Source organism: Olivibacter sp. 47 (genome assembly GCF_030372825.1).
In the GTDB taxonomy this organism is placed as follows: domain Bacteria; phylum Bacteroidota; class Bacteroidia; order Sphingobacteriales; family Sphingobacteriaceae; genus Olivibacter; species Olivibacter oleidegradans.
Genome location: NZ_JAUCNR010000001.1, coordinates 142,949 through 160,132 on the forward strand (window position 1 = coordinate 142,949; position 17,184 = coordinate 160,132).

18 protein-coding genes and 1 pseudogene are annotated in these 17,184 nt (G+C 41.3%); 11 read left to right on the forward strand and 8 right to left on the reverse strand.

Features of this window, described 5'->3' with window-relative positions; translation table 11 throughout:
* Positions 1 to 28 precede the first annotated feature (28 nt).
* Both QT327_RS00585 and QT327_RS00590 read right to left on the reverse strand, forming a co-directional pair.
* Positions 29 to 1,540 carry a sulfatase gene (locus QT327_RS00585; protein ID WP_289551608.1) on the reverse strand — a complete coding sequence of 504 codons (1,512 nt, stop codon included), beginning with the start codon at positions 1,538 to 1,540 and terminating at the stop codon, positions 29 to 31.
* A gap of 224 nt (positions 1,541 to 1,764) precedes the next feature.
* A complete protein-coding gene (locus QT327_RS00590; protein ID WP_289551610.1) occupies positions 1,765 to 2,265 on the reverse strand; it encodes a VOC family protein in 501 nt (166 codons plus the stop codon).
* A gap of 299 nt (positions 2,266 to 2,564) precedes the next feature.
* Between QT327_RS00590 and QT327_RS00595 the strand changes: the two genes are divergently transcribed.
* Together QT327_RS00595 and QT327_RS00600 are read left to right on the forward strand one after the other, a co-directional pair.
* The gene (locus QT327_RS00595; protein ID WP_130855409.1) at positions 2,565 to 2,798 is read left to right on the forward strand and encodes a (4Fe-4S)-binding protein; all 234 of its coding nucleotides are present in this window, start codon (positions 2,565 to 2,567) and stop codon (positions 2,796 to 2,798) included.
* Entirely contained in the window at positions 2,798 to 3,097 is a 300-nt protein-coding gene (locus QT327_RS00600; protein WP_149105835.1) for a GNAT family N-acetyltransferase, read from the forward strand. Before QT327_RS00595 ends, QT327_RS00600 begins: the two co-directional genes overlap by 1 nt.
* Before the next feature lie 167 nt (positions 3,098 to 3,264).
* Here the strand turns inward: QT327_RS00600 and QT327_RS00605 are convergent, their stop codons facing one another.
* Positions 3,265 to 3,849 (reverse strand): Crp/Fnr family transcriptional regulator, encoded by a 585-nt coding sequence (locus QT327_RS00605; protein ID WP_149105836.1) that lies wholly within the window; start codon positions 3,847 to 3,849, stop codon positions 3,265 to 3,267.
* Between the two features lie 693 nt (positions 3,850 to 4,542).
* On the opposite strand from QT327_RS00605, the gene QT327_RS00610 reads away from it, so the two are divergent.
* From QT327_RS00610 to arr, 5 genes and pseudogenes are all read left to right on the forward strand, one after another.
* A complete protein-coding gene (locus tag QT327_RS00610) occupies positions 4,543 to 5,574 on the forward strand; it encodes an LLM class flavin-dependent oxidoreductase (RefSeq protein WP_149105837.1) in 1,032 nt (343 codons plus the stop codon).
* A gap of 113 nt (positions 5,575 to 5,687) precedes the next feature.
* Positions 5,688 to 7,991 (forward strand): monovalent cation:proton antiporter family protein, encoded by a 2,304-nt coding sequence (locus QT327_RS00615; RefSeq protein ID WP_149105838.1) that lies wholly within the window; start codon positions 5,688 to 5,690, stop codon positions 7,989 to 7,991.
* A gap of 219 nt (positions 7,992 to 8,210) precedes the next feature.
* Positions 8,211 to 8,504, forward strand: coding sequence for a PadR family transcriptional regulator (locus QT327_RS00620; RefSeq protein WP_289551612.1), 294 nt, complete (start codon positions 8,211 to 8,213; stop codon positions 8,502 to 8,504).
* A complete protein-coding gene (locus QT327_RS00625) occupies positions 8,501 to 8,920 on the forward strand; it encodes a hypothetical protein (protein ID WP_130855403.1) in 420 nt (139 codons plus the stop codon). The genes QT327_RS00620 and QT327_RS00625 overlap by 4 nt, the downstream gene beginning before the upstream one ends.
* Positions 8,921 to 9,611: 691 nt before the next feature.
* Positions 9,612 to 9,992: pseudogene (gene arr, locus QT327_RS28455) on the forward strand (NAD(+)--rifampin ADP-ribosyltransferase); the annotation flags it as partial.
* 267 nt (positions 9,993 to 10,259) lie between these two features.
* Here arr and QT327_RS00635 read toward each other — a convergent pair.
* Both QT327_RS00635 and QT327_RS00640 read right to left on the reverse strand, forming a co-directional pair.
* Positions 10,260 to 10,967 (reverse strand): LytR/AlgR family response regulator transcription factor, encoded by a 708-nt coding sequence (locus QT327_RS00635; RefSeq protein ID WP_149105839.1) that lies wholly within the window; start codon positions 10,965 to 10,967, stop codon positions 10,260 to 10,262.
* Positions 10,964 to 11,968 (reverse strand): sensor histidine kinase, encoded by a 1,005-nt coding sequence (locus tag QT327_RS00640; RefSeq protein ID WP_289551614.1) that lies wholly within the window; start codon positions 11,966 to 11,968, stop codon positions 10,964 to 10,966. Before QT327_RS00640 ends, QT327_RS00635 begins: the two co-directional genes overlap by 4 nt.
* A gap of 332 nt (positions 11,969 to 12,300) precedes the next feature.
* Here QT327_RS00640 and QT327_RS00645 point away from each other — a divergent pair, with 332 nt between their 5' ends.
* Positions 12,301 to 13,080: a CPBP family intramembrane glutamic endopeptidase gene (locus QT327_RS00645; RefSeq protein ID WP_149105841.1), complete on the forward strand. Its 780-nt coding sequence runs from the start codon at positions 12,301 to 12,303 to the stop codon at positions 13,078 to 13,080.
* A 224-nt stretch (positions 13,081 to 13,304) separates the two neighbouring features.
* Here the strand turns inward: QT327_RS00645 and QT327_RS00650 are convergent, their stop codons facing one another.
* A complete protein-coding gene (locus QT327_RS00650; RefSeq protein WP_149105842.1) occupies positions 13,305 to 13,781 on the reverse strand; it encodes a DUF4405 domain-containing protein in 477 nt (158 codons plus the stop codon).
* A 132-nt stretch (positions 13,782 to 13,913) separates the two neighbouring features.
* On the opposite strand from QT327_RS00650, the gene QT327_RS00655 reads away from it, so the two are divergent.
* The gene (locus tag QT327_RS00655; RefSeq protein WP_149105843.1) at positions 13,914 to 14,483 is read left to right on the forward strand and encodes a Crp/Fnr family transcriptional regulator; all 570 of its coding nucleotides are present in this window, start codon (positions 13,914 to 13,916) and stop codon (positions 14,481 to 14,483) included.
* Between the two features lie 90 nt (positions 14,484 to 14,573).
* A complete protein-coding gene (locus QT327_RS00660; protein WP_130855397.1) occupies positions 14,574 to 14,966 on the forward strand; it encodes a RidA family protein in 393 nt (130 codons plus the stop codon).
* Positions 14,967 to 15,067: 101 nt separating this feature from the next.
* Here QT327_RS00660 and QT327_RS00665 read toward each other — a convergent pair whose 3' ends face one another.
* Together QT327_RS00665 and QT327_RS00670 are read right to left on the reverse strand one after the other, a co-directional pair.
* Positions 15,068 to 15,658, reverse strand: coding sequence for an NAD(P)H-dependent oxidoreductase (locus QT327_RS00665; RefSeq protein WP_013667468.1), 591 nt, complete (start codon positions 15,656 to 15,658; stop codon positions 15,068 to 15,070).
* 76 nt (positions 15,659 to 15,734) lie between these two features.
* Complete coding sequence (locus tag QT327_RS00670; RefSeq protein WP_289551617.1) at positions 15,735 to 16,292, reverse strand: Crp/Fnr family transcriptional regulator; 558 nt, start codon at positions 16,290 to 16,292, stop codon at positions 15,735 to 15,737.
* Between the two features lie 289 nt (positions 16,293 to 16,581).
* Between QT327_RS00670 and QT327_RS00675 the strand changes: the two genes are divergently transcribed.
* Positions 16,582 to 17,160: an RNA polymerase sigma factor gene (locus QT327_RS00675; RefSeq protein ID WP_289551618.1), complete on the forward strand. Its 579-nt coding sequence runs from the start codon at positions 16,582 to 16,584 to the stop codon at positions 17,158 to 17,160.
* Positions 17,161 to 17,184 lie beyond the last annotated feature (24 nt).

Consider the following 17,184-nt stretch of genomic DNA (forward strand, 5'->3'; position numbering starts at 1 on the left):
CCGATTACATTTAGTCAGGTAATAAATATTAAGGTTTGGATGGAACAGCTTCGGGATGCGAGGCTAATATCTTCTTCATCTCCTCCAAAATGGAAGGTTCATCCTTCGCGATGTTTTTCATCTCTACATCCGAGTACTGATAATCATACAATTCATATTCTGCTGATTCGACCGGTTCCCCGATTTTCTTCCATTCCACCAAACGGTAGCGATCTGTACGAATAGCTCGGCCCAAACGTCCGCCACGTGGAAAGCAATGGTAGGCATGATCACCGATCTTAGCTTTGGGATTGCGGAATAGCGGCACCAAACTAACACCATCAAAAGGCTGTTCAACTCTGGGCTGCGGAAAACCGGCAAGCTCAACGACGGTTGGATAAATATCTACCGTTTCAACAAGCGCTGAAGTTGCCGTAGCGGGTTGCGAAGCACCAGGGGCAACAATAAGCAGCGGAATTTTGTTAGCGCGCTCGTAATTGACATGCTTGGTCCATATTCCCATTTCACCCAAGTGGTAACCGTGGTCTCCCCAGAGCACAACAATGGTGTTTTCATCAAGCCCCGAGTCTTCCAAGGCCTGTAGCACCTTACCAATCTGCGCATCTACATAGCTAACTCCGGCATAATAGCCATGAATAAGTTGCTGTTTTAATTCGAGCGGAAATGGATCCTGCTCTGAAGACGGTCGTACCGGCTTATATTGATCAATTTCCGTGTCACGCTTTACTGCATAAGATGGAGCATCTTCCGGTGCTTTCTCGTAGGTAGGCAAAGGAAGGTTTTCCTTTTGGTAAAGATCCCAATATTTTTTGGGCACTGAAAACGGAAGATGGGGTCGGGCAAAACCTACTGCAAGAAAAAAAGGTTGATCATCCTGCTTGTTCTCACTCAGCTCCTTTAGCCGCTTAATCGCCCGAGCAGCCGTTCGTCCATCCGCATATGCATCGTCAGCAACTTCCGGAGACTCCCATGCCACTCCTCGTGGTAAACCTTTTGCACTTTGATTTGAGAACAACGCCTCCTCTCGGGTGAAGCCCTCCTGCTTACTTGTGGGATCGACATATTCAATGACCAAATCTTTATGATGGGGCACGCTCCACGATTGTTCATCATTGTAAGTACCATGCCCGATATGGAACACCTTACCCATTGACTCGGTGTGATAACCCTGTCCTTTAAAAAACTGGGGCAATGTTGTAGCGTTTGGATAATAGTCGCGGAAATTTTGGCCAAATCCATAAATGCCCGACGACGAAGAACGGCTTCCCAACATTAAATTAAAACGGGAAGGTGCACATACTGCTTGATTAGCATAAGCCATATCGAAACGCATTCCCTTTGTCGCGAGCCTATCCATATTCGGCGTAATGGCCACGGGGTCTCCATAGGTGCCTAAGGCCGGTTTTAAATCATCCACCAGAATAAACAGTATATTGGGCCGTTTTTGTTTGCTATTCTCGTTAATATCCTGTCCTGATAGTGGGCATACGGCTATACATAAAAGTAATATAAAGAGACTCCAGGTTTTCTTTTTTATCATCTTGATCGATAATTGACGTAATCGGAAAATGTCGCCACCTGTAAAGGTTAGTAATGTTATGGCGACTATTCAAAGCTAAAAAAAAGTGAACGACCTGGTTGATCAATTTATAGCCTATTTGTCTCAAATTTTCATCTTTGCTTCTCTATAATCAATATTCCAGGATATCTTTATCTCCTATCATAATCTCACACCGTTTTATATTGTGGGAAGAATCAGTGGTTTTAAGTTTGGTCATGATTCAATAAGCTGAGCAGCCCTTCCATATCTAACCGGCGGTTATACATGATCACTTTGCCCTGCTCGTCAGTTGGCCATTTATCACTCGGACGGTCCCAATACAGTTCTACACCATTGCCATCGGGATCGTCTAAATAAATCGCTTCAGATACCCCATGGTCTGCTGTACCGGTAATTGGATACCCTTCATTGATCAACCTTTGTAAAATAGCAGCTAGATCCTTTCTCTCGGGATATAAAATTGCCGTGTGGTATAAACCCGGTGCATTTTCCGGTGCCGGACCAGCGCCCTTGCTATGCCATGTGTTCAGTCCGATATGGTGATGGTAGCCGCCTGCTGAAATAAAGGCAGCCTGATTGCCGTACATAGCAACCAGCTCAAATCCTAATAGATCTCGGTAGAAGGCCAGTGATCTTTGAATATCGCTAACTTTTATATGCACATGCCCGATGCGGGTTTGTGCGGGTACTTTATAATCCTTCATTCGTTTTGATATTAACATTCATGTCAGCCGTTAACAAATTTCGAAATTTTGGCGAATCGGAAAGACGATATTTGCAGAAAAACAACGTAGATAATTGTCGATGAAATAAGGATAAGTTAGTCGTGCCCGAACGGTATGTAGGCTTTTATCTACTACTTTTTGCGATAAATGTCATCTTTATGTTTTAGCCTGATTACAGAGATTTGTGTGTCAACTTATATCAGTCGTTACACAAGGCGGTTTTGACTTGCTAACTGTGCGCTTTTATAAGTTTTAACTTTAAGTTTCAAAAGTACGCTATGGAAACACTAAAATATCTGAATGGTGATATTACCATCCTCTGGAAACCAAAAGTATGTATTCATTCGGGCCTTTGTGTCCGGACACTCCCTCAGGTTTATGATCTCAAAGCCAGACCCTGGATACGACCGGAAAATGCGACTACTCAGGAACTGATCGATCAGATTGCCAGTTGCCCCTCGGGGGCATTGAGCATTCAAACTAACATTACCGGAGACGAAACTAAACCATAATGGAGAGGACAACAGTAGTTTTTAAGGGTCGTGCCTACGGCGAGGTAGAGCTCTTCACTGACGAGATCAAAGCCGGTAAAATGGACATTGCCATCACGAATGGAAGATTGACCGTATTCCATACCGAAGTGGCTCCCGAGTTTGAAGGACGGGGTTTCGCAAAGTTGTTGCTCGAAAAACTGGTAAACTATGCAAAAGAGAAGAGTTTGAAGATCATACCGCTTTGCCCCTATGTGAATATGCAATTCAGACGCCACCCTGCAGAATATGAGGATGTTTGGGAAAAGAACTGGCATTGATGTCATACCGCGGCATATAAACGGATTCTTCGCTCTTAGATATAAATACGTTAAATCAGGGGCTGCGCGAAGTAAATCCGACGCATGTGTTTTTTACACCTTTTTTCTACATGTATAATTCTTCTGAATGTACGCGCGACAAAACCGGACATTCTTTATCGTTCGGGTTATTTTTGGTAGCGCTGGCGCTTGACACGACTTAACGTATCCTTATTAATACCAAGATAGGAAGCGAGGATATGCTGCGGGAAACGTTTGTAAAGTTCAGGATAGCATTCTATAAAATCAGTATAACGCTTAGCTGCGGTAGCGCTTATGGCAGAGGCCAGGCGCCGATTGTTGGCCATATGATTGCGCTCGTCAAGTTGCTGTTTCATTTCACAAAACGCCAAGACCTTCTTCTGCAGGTCAATAGCACCTTCTCTGGTAATATAAAGCAGCTCACAGTGCTCCCACGCCTCAATATGATAGGGGCTTGGTAGGAACATCACAAAACTTTCCATATCACCCATCCACCAGTTTTCGACACCTAGCCGTACAATGTGTTCGGTGCCTTTATCATCCACTGAATACATTCGCATTGCACCTTTTACGATAAATGCAAAATACTTACACTGGTCTCCGGCCTGCAGCATAAATTGTCTTTTCCTTAATTTCGATGGAATAAATGTTCGCCTTATCAATGCCTTATCATCGTCTGAAAGCGGCTCAGAGCTGAATTTACTCAGGTAGTCAAAAAAAGCGTCGTACATATCGGTCTCGCGTATCTTTAAATATTATAAATTGTTCAGGCAAATATAAAATTAAATGCAGACTCTTACTAGCATAACGGGAGATAACACTGTATAATTGATTGATAAATCGATACTTATGAATTGTGATGCCTTCATTGTTTTTAATCCAAGTGTACGAGCGAAGAAATTAATAGACAAATATCTACGGGTTTTTCTGACAAATATCATCTTTAAGATTTCTCCTGATCACGAACTTTGTTGCATTAACAAACACAAGATATTATGAGATCCGGACTATGCTTTTCTTTCTATCATCCTCGTAGCAAAATCCTTCTGGCCAGCCGTTTTGCCAACAGTGTCTCTTACATATGTTGCGCTTTTCTATTTAATAATTAACCATAAAAAACAACATCATGTCAAAAAATGTAAAAAGAGGCCTTGAGGCCTTGCTGCGTCCGGAAGGCAGTATCGTCGCAGTTATTGAATAGGCCTGTTTCGGCACAATAAGCAAAGTCGCTAACAAAGCAACATCCTGCATGATCTCAGGGCGTTGCCTTGTTTATCGATCACCGCCATCACTTTTACTATCAAGAGATGACCAACCAAGCAGCTATCATGATGAGAGATAACCTTAACCAACATATTGTTAACACACCGTGCGGGTTAAGGAACCTGAATACGGCAAATTATTAAAAAACAAGAGCATTTATTATGGAAATAGGCATAGATAGTTTTGCTTCAGCGATGTACGGAAGCAACGATTTGGGCAGTGAAGATGCCATGGAGCAGTTGCTGGCAAGAATCGTTGCGGCGGATGAGGCCGGTCATGATTTTTTTGGTATCGGCGAACATCATAAAAAAGAATTCCTGGACTCTGTTCCCGCAATGATACTCGCAGCTGCAGCAGCCCGCACTAAAAAGATCCGGCTGACAAGCGCCGTGACCGTCTTAAGTACTTCTGACCCTGTGAGTGTATTCCAACAATTCGCAACATTGGATATTATTTCGAAAGGTCGCGCTGAGATGGTAGCTGGAAGAGGTTCTGCGACAGAAGCATTTCCATTATTCGGATATAACCTGAACGATTATGACGCTCTGTTCAAAGAGAAATTAAAGTTACTGATACAGATCAGGGACGAAGAATTTGTCACCTGGTCGGGTAAGTTCAGACCAGCATTGAAAAATCAACCGGTATATCCACGTCCGCTTCAGAAAAAGTTACCTGTTTGGGTAGGTGCCGGTGGCACGCCGCAATCTTTTGTACGTGCAGGGATGCTGGGCCTTCCCTTAATGGTAGCCATCATCGGTGGCGAAACCGAGCGCTTTCGGCCGCTGGTAGATCTTTACAGAAAATCTGGAGAGGAAGCGGGCTTTAAGCCGGAAGAATTGAAGGTCGGACTGCACTCGCCGGGATACGTTGGCGAGACGGACCAGTCGGCGATCGCTGATTATTATCCAGGCTATGTGAATTCATGGACCAAAATAGGCCGCGAGCGCGGCTGGCCACCTGTCACCAAAGCACAGTTTGATGCAGGGATCTCCCCAAAAGGTGTTCTTGTGGTGGGTGGGCCGGATACAGTAGCTGAAAAGCTATTGCGCCATAGCGAAGCCCTAGGTGGAGTAGACCGTTTTGCCTTCCAGATGGATATGGCGGGCCTTACTCATCAGCAGTTAATGCGAACTATTGAGTTAATCGGCACCAGCGTGATTCCACAAGTCAGGCAGAATAATCGACAGAAGTAGATGCTGCTATAAAGGAAGAGGTTTTGCGAAATTATTGCTTGATCAATTCGTCCGTTATCAATATTTCCACCGAATTCAATAACATCTCAATAGCAAAGGATACAAAAATATAGATGGCTCATTTACCCGAACTAATACAAGATATGGCGCTGATTCTCTTGGTAGGCGCTTTGGTTACCATTCTTTTTAAACGAATTAAGCAGCCCTTGGTTTTAGGTTATATCATTGCCGGCTTTTTAGTTGGCCCACATTTCGATTACCTACCCACTATCGCTGATCACGAAAACGTAGAGACTTTTGCAGAGATTGGCGTCATCATGCTGTTGTTCAGTTTAGGATTGGAATTCAGTTTTAAAAAACTGGTGAAAGTAGGTGGTTCGGCATCCATTACGGCCGTTATCGAAATTGTATTTGTAGGTTTGGGCGGCTATCTTACCGGATATTTTTTGGGTTGGAGTCAAATGGATAGTCTTTTCCTAGCGGGTATGTTGGCAAGTTCCTCCACTACCATTATTCTGCGGGCTTTTGATGAACTGGGTTTAAAACCCAAACAGTTTGCTAAAGTAGTTTTCGGTGTACTGGTGGTAGAAGATATTATTGTTATCCTGTTGATGGTATTGCTATCTACCGTTGCCGTAACACAAACTTTTCACGGCTCAGAAATCCTTTTCACCGTACTCAAGCTCGGCTTCTTTTTGGTGTTGTGGTTTTTAGTAGGGATCTATCTACTGCCGGTATTTATAAAAAAGACCAAAAAGTGGATGGACGAAGAAACGGTGCTCATTCTTGCAATAGGACTTTGTTTCGGCATGGTATTGTTGGCTACGCAGGTAGGGTTTTCGGCCGAATTAGGTGCATTTGTAATGGGTTCTTTAATAGCAGAAACCGTATTGGCAGAAAAGATCGAACACCTTACCCAACCGATTAAACAATTTTTCGGCACCATATTCTTTGTCTCTGTAGGTATGATGATCGATCCACAAGCGATGTATACCTATGCAGGCCCTATATTGGCCGTTACGTCACTCACCATTGTGGGAAAGTTTTTCTTCAGTGGGTTAGGAGCCTTGATTTCCGGGCAACCGTTAAAACAAGCTGTACAGATCGGTTCCAGTATGGCTCAGATTGGTGAATTTGCTTTTATTGTTGCCGCTTTGGGATTGTCATTAGGCGTTATTTCAGAATTTCTGTTTCCTATTGCCGTCGGTGTATCGGCAATCACTACGTTTACCACACCCTATCTGATTAAATTTTCGGAACCATTATACGGCACAATTGTAAAGATACTTCCGGTAAAATGGGTAGCCCGGTTGGATGTCTACACTTCCGAAACGCAGAAAAATAAAGACAATCCGCTTTGGAAAAAAATGCTGCAGGAGTATAATAGAATCCTGATCACCAATAGCATTATACTTGTCGCGATTACCTTGCTGTTCAAATACACATTCATTCCGTTTTTGACTACGCAAATAGAAAGTGTGCTTTGGCGAAATGTGGTGTTGATAAGCGCAGCAACCTTGCTGGCATCACCTTTCCTATGGGCTATCCTCAACAAAAAGATTACTGTAAAAGACGGGAATGAAACCGTCAATTCCTATTACCTGAACTATTCGGTGACGGCTATCTCCCTTCATGCTGTCCGATATCTTTTAGGAATATTTCTTATAGGTTTCTTTATCGATCAGATCACGACAACCAAATACGCACTGATGGTTGCTGTTCCGGTAATTGTAGTATTGCTCTGGTTTTTCTCAGATAAGGTTCAGAAGATTCACCAGCGAATAGAGCAACGGTTTATATCCAATCTAAACGAAAGGGAACGGCTTGCATACATTCAAAATAAAGGAAATATTGCACTACAACACAAAAATGAGGAAGCAAAAAAGCACTTTCAGGAATGGAATGCTTACGTAACCGAATTGGAAGCAGTCGACACCATTTTTTTTGCAGGAATGACTTTGTACGAACTTAACTGGAAAGAGAAGTACGGGATACATATTGTGTATATACGTAGAAACGACCGAACCATTCATCTGCCAAACGGAAAACATCGGATATTGCCTTACGACAAAGTGGGCATATTGGGAACTGACGAACAGATTTCCCAGGTAAAACTACTATTTGACCAAACAATCCAGCAAGCTGATAATGAAGAAGATATTGACATCAATTATATACAGCTTATTAAGGTACAGGTTACCGAAGCCAATCCCTATTCCGGTAAAACGATCAAAACCTCCGGTATCCGAAAAGATCTGCGTAGCCAGGTTGTGGGTATTGAAAGGACCGGAAACCGAATGCTAAACCCAGGTTCGTCGGAAATGATCTTCGTTAATGATGTTGTATGGCTCGTGGGCGATACACGTAGAATAAAAGCTTGTTTAGAAAATCATCAGGGGAACTTTTTGGAGGTATAAAACAGGATTTCGTCCCGCATCCGTAGTTATTCTTCCTCCTGCAGCCATAGCCTTTATTCCACCCTACCTCAGCACAGCACAAATATTTGGATATTAAAATTTAACACTATACATTTGTATTATACAACTTGAATAATACATGAAGAATAAGTTAGTTGATGAGCTGCTTTCGGCCTGGGAGGAAACGTATAAAAAGGGCCAACTTACCCTTGGATATTTATGGCATTGAAAGATGGCAAAAAATATGTAGACGAAATCAAGCTGTTTATTGAAATTGAATCAAAATATACTATGCAGTGTGAAGAACAAAGCCTTTATCGGAATCTCAGAAAACTCCATCATATAGGAGCAGTAGATTTCGAAAGTGGAAAAGGCCACAAGGGTCCGGAACGTAAGTATTACTACCTGACGGCATTGGGCAACGAATTGTTCACAAGATTTGTTGAACGGAACATTCAGTTATTTTTCAACTCTAAAATAACCAAACTATTAAAAATGGAGGAAACGTTATGAAAAGCTTAACAACCTATCAGATTGGCTATGCAGCCGTAGCAATGGGAACAACTATTTTATTCCGGTACTTATTGTCCTTTTTTCTAACTCAGCAACAGTATGTGTTAACGTGGGTATTGGCAACTTTATACTTTATTTCCATGTTTCTTGCAGGATGGCATTTTGGCAAAAAAGCAAATCAATCACTGTCAATTGTCTCACTTACTTTTCGATTCCATCTCTATACGTTCCTAATTTTTACTCTTATTTCATTCATCTGGTTTAAACTGGATCTTGCAAGTATTAATGAAAGTTTCAAGAGCTTTCAGACTGGAACCTTTATTTGGTCAATTATACTCTTGTTACACTTTGGTATATATCTGCTGAAAGGTAGAAATGCCATAAAGGGGATCGCTAGAACCGACCTCTTTGAATAATCGGAAGCTCCTGCCGCCTATCTCAGGCCAGGCTTACGCCTTCCGGTGGAGGCCATCATCAAGGTATCAGTAAAAACAGATGCCCTAGGTTGTCAAAGCACATATAAATTAATATCTTTAAAGGCGTATTCCGGAGCATATTCAGTATCGATAGAACGATAACTTTTGTTTTATTGAAAAGATGCATCTAATGTAACATTTCACACAGCATGGTAGTCTCTTAGGATATTGATTTCTCATGCAATTCGAATCTCTTTGTACGCTTCGGCAATTTGGGAAAGCAACAACATTCATATGAAGTCAATTGATCAGAGAAAATAATTAAGAAATGGAATTCAACCCAAACAACAAGGTCGTTAAACTCTGCCTTCAGGGCATGAGCATGGAGGATAATAACCAACCCGAAGAAGCAAGTAAATTATTTCTTCAAGCCTCGTATGAAGCAACAAACGATTTTGAACGATTTCTCGCGGCCTATTACGTAGCTCGACACCAAAAGAATGTCGCGGACAAATTAAAATGGCTGGGCACCGCTTTGCGTTCTGCATCCGAGATAAATGATGATGCTGTCAAGAGCGCTTTTCCTTCTCTATATGAAAGCATCGCAAAATGCTATGAGGAATTACATGACTTTGATAATGCGAAAAAGAATTATGAACTAGCTGATTCATTCAGGGATCGGAGTTCTGACAAGGGTCCTTTTTATCACGGAACGAAAGCGGATTTACAGGTTGGCGATTTGTTAACAGCAGGGTACAACTCGAACTACAAACCAGAGATTGTAATGAATCATATATATTTTACAGCTTTGATTAATGGAGCGGGACTTGCAGCGGCCCTAGCGAAAGGTGATGGGCCCGACCGCATTTATATCGTTGAGCCAACGGGTAGCTTTGAAAATGATCCAAATGTTACCGACAAGAAATTTCCGGGCAATCCAACCCGTTCGTATCGCAGTCAAGAACCGTTGAAAATTGTTGGGGAGATTACAGACTGGGTACGATTAACGCCTGAAGAACGACAGCAGTGGCAGCAAAAGATAGCGAATCTCAAAGGAGAAATTATCAACTAGCTTCCTATTGAACTGTCCAATGTCAGGTGACAAAGATCCCCAAGAAGTTTTATTTTTCATGAGCACAATAAAGATCGCTTCTCAACGTTAATTAAATAGTCGATAAAAATAAATGCGTACATTTTCAAGTAAAAGAATAAAGCCTCTAATTAGAGGCTTTATTTGTTTTTCAGCTTTCCCCTAGATCTTACCATCGACCTTCTTTATCTATCATGAAAGGACGGATGGAATTTCCATAGCAGTTCATCCCTTCTTGTTGACCAATAACTAATATGAAATATTCAATTTCTGCAAGAGTATTTCCCGATAATTAGGTCCAATAGGAAGATCGATCAAATCAGTTTTGGCAAGATTTCCTGTGATCGCTTTAATTTTGACAAGTTGTACGATATAGGATCGATGAATTCTAAGAAAAATAGCTTGAGGCAGTAGTGTTTCGACCATCCCGATATTCATGCTCATCATCATGGCAGCCCCGTCCGCCAAATACACCATCGAGAAATCACGCTGCGCCTCCACATAAACAATTTCTTCAAAGTTTACCCGTATCAATTTGTTGTTTTGCTTGATAAATATAAAAGTGCGTTCGCTATCTGTTTCGCCATAAACAGTGCGGGTAGCCATTCGCTCCCTTAGCTTTTGGGCAGCTTGCAAAAAGCGGTCGAAGGTAATGGGCTTTACCAGATAGTCAACTGAATTTAAGTCGAATCCCTCAACAGCAAATTGTGGATAGGCAGTGGTAAATACCACGTAAGGTGGATTCCGCAAGGAGCGGAGGAACTCTGTACCCGCAATCCGTGGCATCTGTATGTCCAAAAACATGACGTCTATTTGCTGCGTGTATAGTGCTTCATAAGCCTCCATGGCGTTTATACACATGTTCTTTATTTCGAAATCCGGCAACTTTTCAAGATGGTCTTTTATAATGTCACGAGCAATGGGTTCGTCGTCAACAATTATACAGGAGATGCTCATAATTTACAGATTAAGGTTACTCGATAGCTATTTGCTTGTTCGTCCAACTCGTATTGATGTTTGTTGGGATAAAAAAAAGCCAGCCTTTTACGCAAATGCTGCAAACCCAATCCGCCATATTTATTTTCTTCTGAATCACCTATTGTGTTTTCTTCCATAAAATACAGTTGTTTATCACTTACGTGAATCACAAAATGGACAAAAGTGCCGGGAACATCCTCCGTATGCTTAAACGCATTTTCGACTAATGGCATCAATAGCAAGGATGGCAATTGTACTGAGGGATTTTCAATCGTGACCTCCACGCTGACTTTCGTGTGGTTGAGCCGTATTTTTTCTAATTCAATATAGTCCGCGATCAACTTCGTTTCTTCTGCAACAGGCATCCATTCGTTATTGGCTTCATATGTTGTATAACGCAAAAACGCTGATAAATGAGCGATCACCGAAGCGGATTGCGCGATATTCCCACGTAAAATCAAACCATATATATTATTCAATGAATTGAAGAGAAAGTGTGGATTGAACTGTGCTTTAAGAAAATCAAGCTCCAACTTTGCTTTTTCTTTGATAAGCTCTGCATTCGCATAAGCATTACGCAAGGCGGCCAAACCTACCTTTATGCTTATCGGCATTCCCAGCATGAAAATAATACCAAGTGGCAAACCTAAGCTCATAAAGCGCTTAAACACCACATTGCTCAGTTGCTGTTGGAGAAATTTATGGTAGTTGGGATTGTTCCGTTCTATAAGCGCCATACAATCGGTGCAGTTCCTCAATAAAGCTGCCTCCATGTAGCCGTCTGCGACAGTATACAAAATAAACAGCATGATTAAACCAAATAGGCTACCCACCATACTTTTCGCCCTGATAGCATGGGGATAAAGCCCGTAAACCAGGGTGTAATAAAAAGCAGCCAACAATGCGGTACTATACAAATTTATTTTAAACAGCGTCGTAGTCGGTAATCCATTATAGACGTTAAAGGTTATGGAGGCCATGTAGTTTTTTACCGCCAACATAAATAGCCAAAAACAAAGGTGTAACAGTAGCCTGAGTGCCCTCTGCTGATAAATACGGTAAACAGTTGCTTGAAGCACAGTGGTTTGAAGCTGCATACGGTAAATATAGCTGTTTAAATAGCTCGCCCCAAAATAAATAGACCAAGACTACTCGGTTTCCTACGAAGCCTCTTTTTTTGGCAACGAAGGATTTCCTTTTACTTGGTTACCGTACAAAAGCTATTGGTCGATAAGTGGGTGGGCCCTGTCGACTTTATTTTTTTGCTTCATTTCTACTTTGTCATTTTGTGTTGACATTAAATAAATTACAAATGATGAGCAAAAAATTAATACCACTTGTTAACGTAGTGATTTACTTTATCCTACTCGGCGCAGCGATGATCATTGCCGGATTGATTCGGCCATTAAACAGTCCGCTGTTCTTCTTTTGTCTTTCCTTCGTACTCAGTTTTATCTTTTTAAGGCGGGAAGGGAAAAATATAACGTCCATTGGCTTTATCCCTAAAAACAGCATGAACTACCTTCAACTTTTCCTTGGCCTGGGCATTGGCGTGCTGATGCTTATTGTTACCGCTTCTCTTACTTTCCTTTTAACAGGCGATCAATGGGTATTCAGCGATAGAATAAACGCCGGGCCTATTCTTACTATCTTTTTAAACTGCTTCTGTTCCTCCTTTGCACAGGAATTTGTTTTTCGTGGCTATCCGTTTCAAAGCTTACATAGACATTACGGCGCATGGCCGGCGCAATTAGTAGTAATGGTGCCCTTTGGATTAATGCACGTTCACCTAGCCATGCCTTTCGGTGATTTTATGCTCACCTTACTTACCACTGGCGTTGGTTCACTCCTTTTTGGCCTTCTTTATCTAAAGACCAAGAAATTATTTCTGCCCATTGGATTACATACCGGATGGAATTTTGCGCAGACTTTGATTCCACGCACCTCCCCCGGTGAAATTGATGGGATCATACACGTTACACAAAGCCAGCATCATTACAACTTCTTTACTGTTGTTCTACCGTATTTGATCTGCATCGCTTTAGCCTTTATTCTTTTTTGGCAATATAGAACCAAGCTGAGTGAATCATGAAGAATAAGCAAAATTCATTCGATTTAACGAAACTTGCGGGATAACTATATTGCCTTACGATGGACATGGGATGTCTGGAAAAGCTTGGTTATGACAAGCTTTTCCAGTTTTTTCTTTTGAAATTGCGTACTTGTTTTGAAACGCGAACCTATTTATTTTGAAGAAAACGAATCTGCCAGACAGCACGCAATGACAACGTTGGTTATCTCGCTTTGCTATTAAAACTAGTTGACTATTAAATCAATCACCTCTTGGGGCGACACTTCGTTTTTCTGCCAGATCTCTTCGATTGTTTTCGAATCACCAATGAATATGCCATTACTTTTAAGTGTTCGCAATGCCTGATCATAATCGATATTTAAGGCTTGAAAAGCTTTCATTATCGGAGCCTTGACTATTCGTTTGACAACCAGTGTATCAAGGGTTGGGTTACCTCTTTGATGTATAACAAAGGCAGTTGAAACCACCGCGACGGCGATGGCGGCGGGTAAGAAAACTTTTTTTCCAAAATGGGTTTGTAAGCTCTTCCAATTGACAAGAATATGAAAGATGGCAAAAATGACAAAAACCAATCCCAGGCTTTCATGCATAACTTCCGTATAACCATCAAATAGATGGAAAAGCATCAGCAGGCCAGATAGGGCTACAACAAGAAAAACAAGGGTGATAAAAGGTGTGATGTACTTTCTATTAAGCTTCATGTGTCCACGTGTTTATTTCTACAAATGTATGTAGGGAGAAATCTTGGGTACAATAACATTTGTTATCAAATGTAACGGCTGATATTTATTGGCTGAATTACATATATTACCTAAATTCCTATCTTTACGCATATGGAAGAAATGCTTCGACGGCATATAGAGCAGGTAGTACCATTGAGTGACGAAGAGTACACTTTTGTGCGACAGCACTTCAGTGTAAAGCATTGTAAGAAAGGTGGGTTCCTTATCGACAAGAACGAACCGGTACGTTATGTATACCTGGTCATATCCGGGTTGCTTAAGCTGGTCTATCATGACAAAACAGGCCGCGAACATATTATTTCTTTTGCGATGGAAGACTGGTGGGAAAGCGACTATCCCGCTTGGTTCTCCCGGCAACCGGCGTCATTGAGCTTACAGTGTATTGAGGATACGGAAGTATATTGCCTTTCACTGGATAGCTATCAGACAATTTGCGCCAAGCTACAAAAAATGGAGCATTTCTTCCTGCATAAGGCGAACCGAGGACACATGGCTTCTCAGGAGCGTATTCTGTCATTCCTTACAGCCAACCCACGTGAAAGGTATGAGCAGGTACTCCGCAAACAGCCTGCATTGATGCAACGGGTACCTAAGACCCTTCTGGCCGCTTATTTGGGTGTATCTCGTGAAACCCTTAGCCGGCTTTGGCGCAACAATTAAACGGCCAACAATTTGCCAAATGTGATCCAAGTCACAACACCCCGCGTATAGTTTTCTCAATTTTGCTGTACAGAAAAACAAAAAAATATCATGAAAAAAACAGTGATTAATCCCTGGACTTGGCAGGAAGAACGCGGCTACGTACAGGCCGTAGAAGTAAAGGAGGCAACAGGAACTTTATACTGTGCCGGACAGGCAGCAGTACATGCCGATGGCACATCGAGCAACGCCGATATGCGTACCCAACTGGAATTGGCAATACAGAACCTTGAAACCGTAGTCAGTGAAGCGGGTTACGAGTGCCGTAACATTGTTAGATTGACAGTTTATACCACTTCATCAGATGAGTTTATCAAAAACTGTTTTGACATATTCCGTAGTTTTGTAGCAAAGCATGGCATGAAACAAGTGGTTACACTGATGCAAGTGGTTGCCTTGTATGAAACACTGAATGTAGAGCTGGAAGCTACTGTTGTAAAATAGTAAATTTGGTTGGTGCTCCTTATAAGGCATCAACCAAGCTTACTTTTTGCTATCCCGACACATGTTATTCCGAAGCCAATATTTGAACGTTAGGAAAGATTTTATTTCATTTTTGCAAACCTGCTTTCAAGACCGGCCAGCCATTTTACCCGTTTTTCCTGACCCACTGTTTTGACACGATTAAAGCTGATCCAGCTAAGATTTTTATATCCCATTGTTTTAAAAACACTTTTTAGCATTGCTTTGCTGATTAGATTTCCTATCAGTAAGGAATACATAATTTTCGGTTTATTCATAGTAGTGATGATTGTTACCCCTTTTAAATTTTCTAAAAGAGGAATCAATCCGAAGCCTCTCGGATGATGGTCATAAGCAACCCCGGGGGTAAGAACCCTATCAATAAATCCTTTGGTAGTTGCAGGCATGAGATCCCACCATATTGGGAATATAAAAACCAAGTGATTCGCTTCCGCTAAGCGCCTATTATAGTCTATTACCTGTGGATCAACGGCTTTGTGCTCTACAAAGCCTTTCAAGTCTGCACTTGACATAACCGGATTAAAACCGTCATTGTCCAGATGCATAAGGTCCACTTCGTGACCTGCGGTCTTCAGCCCTTTTGTTACCGCAGCTAAAATCGCGGTTGCATAGCTTCCTTCATAGGGATGATTAAATACGATGACCACTCTCATTTTACTCTATTTATTTTGGAGTAAAACTAATCAGCTCAATGGCGCTCAACGATAACATTTGTTATCAAATTCCATATTACGCTCCCTTTCGGACCAGCTTGCTTTTTATACGGCTGAGATGAACCTTGGTTATTCCCAGATACGATGCAATATAATGTTGGGGAATACGCTTTATGATATCTGGACGTTGCTGCAAGATCTGTATATAACGTTCTTGGGGACTATCTTTAATATGCGAAAGCAAAAGCTTTTGACAGTGAACAAATCGATTGAAGAGATGATTCTCCATCTCCATTTTTATATTCGGAGAGCTGTCCAGTACAAATTCAAAATCTTTCTTGGAAATAAATTGTATAATGCTAGGCTCTATACTTTCAATACTATAAAGGCTTGGCCCATTTGTTCTGAAGCTTTCAATAGAAGAAACACCCTCGCCCTCAAAGAAAAACTGGGTAGTTATGTCGATTCCGTCGTTGTTAAACCATGTCCGCAAACAACCCTTTTCTACAAGATAAGCATTTTTTGAAATTTCTCCCTCGCGTAAAAGCATTGTTTTAGCAGGTATTTCCAAACGTTTAAAAAGGTGGTTGAATTTATACCATTCGCTTGTTGCCGCTATTGTTCTTTTGTTCATTTATCTATTGCATAAAGCATATCCTCAAACAAATATAATAAACAGGCCGCTAGAACGGAAGGAGGTGAAGCAGCCGGCACATTTTTTACATCCATATTGTCATCTTGGATATTGTTGATTAATTTGGACAAACTATATTGTAAATCTGCAATCGGCTTGTTTATCGTTTTTATACTTTTGGCTAGCTATATTTGAAAAACGCGGATGAAGACAAAGGTGAACCACACTTCGTTTGAAGCGATATCCTAATAAGAAAGTATTTCATTGAATTAAAGAAATAGCTAAATTGATGGACCACTCCGTTTTAATTAATTATCTGCATGATGACAATGACGCAGGCCTAATTGGCATATATCGTATTTACAACAAACCATTGCTTTACTTTGTGCAGCGGTACCTTAAAAACCATCAATTAGCAGAAGAGGTGGTTGCAGATGTATTTGTCAAGGTTTGGGAAAGGAGGCTACACTTTACGAATATGAACGCACTTCGTGCGTTTCTATATATTGCTGCAAAGAATATATGCCTTAACAAATTAAGAGGAGACCGGATATTTAAAGATGCCGAAAATATTGAGGACTACAGCCAACTCCTAACAGAAGATTCAGATGCCTTTACCCAAATAGTGCGTGCCGAATTGTTGAAAAGTATTATGGATGAAGTTCAACGCCTCCCCGAAAAACAACGAAAGATTTTTCATATGACTTTTATTGATGATATGAGTATGGATGAGATTGGTTTGCATTTGGGCATGTCACCAAACGCCGTGTATACGAATAGATCAAGAGCGCTTGCAACCTTGCGGGATCATATAAAGACGAAAGACTCATTATATGCTGCGATCTTATTTTTCTACTTTTTTCAGTAACGCAAATCGGAAAATGTATTTTTT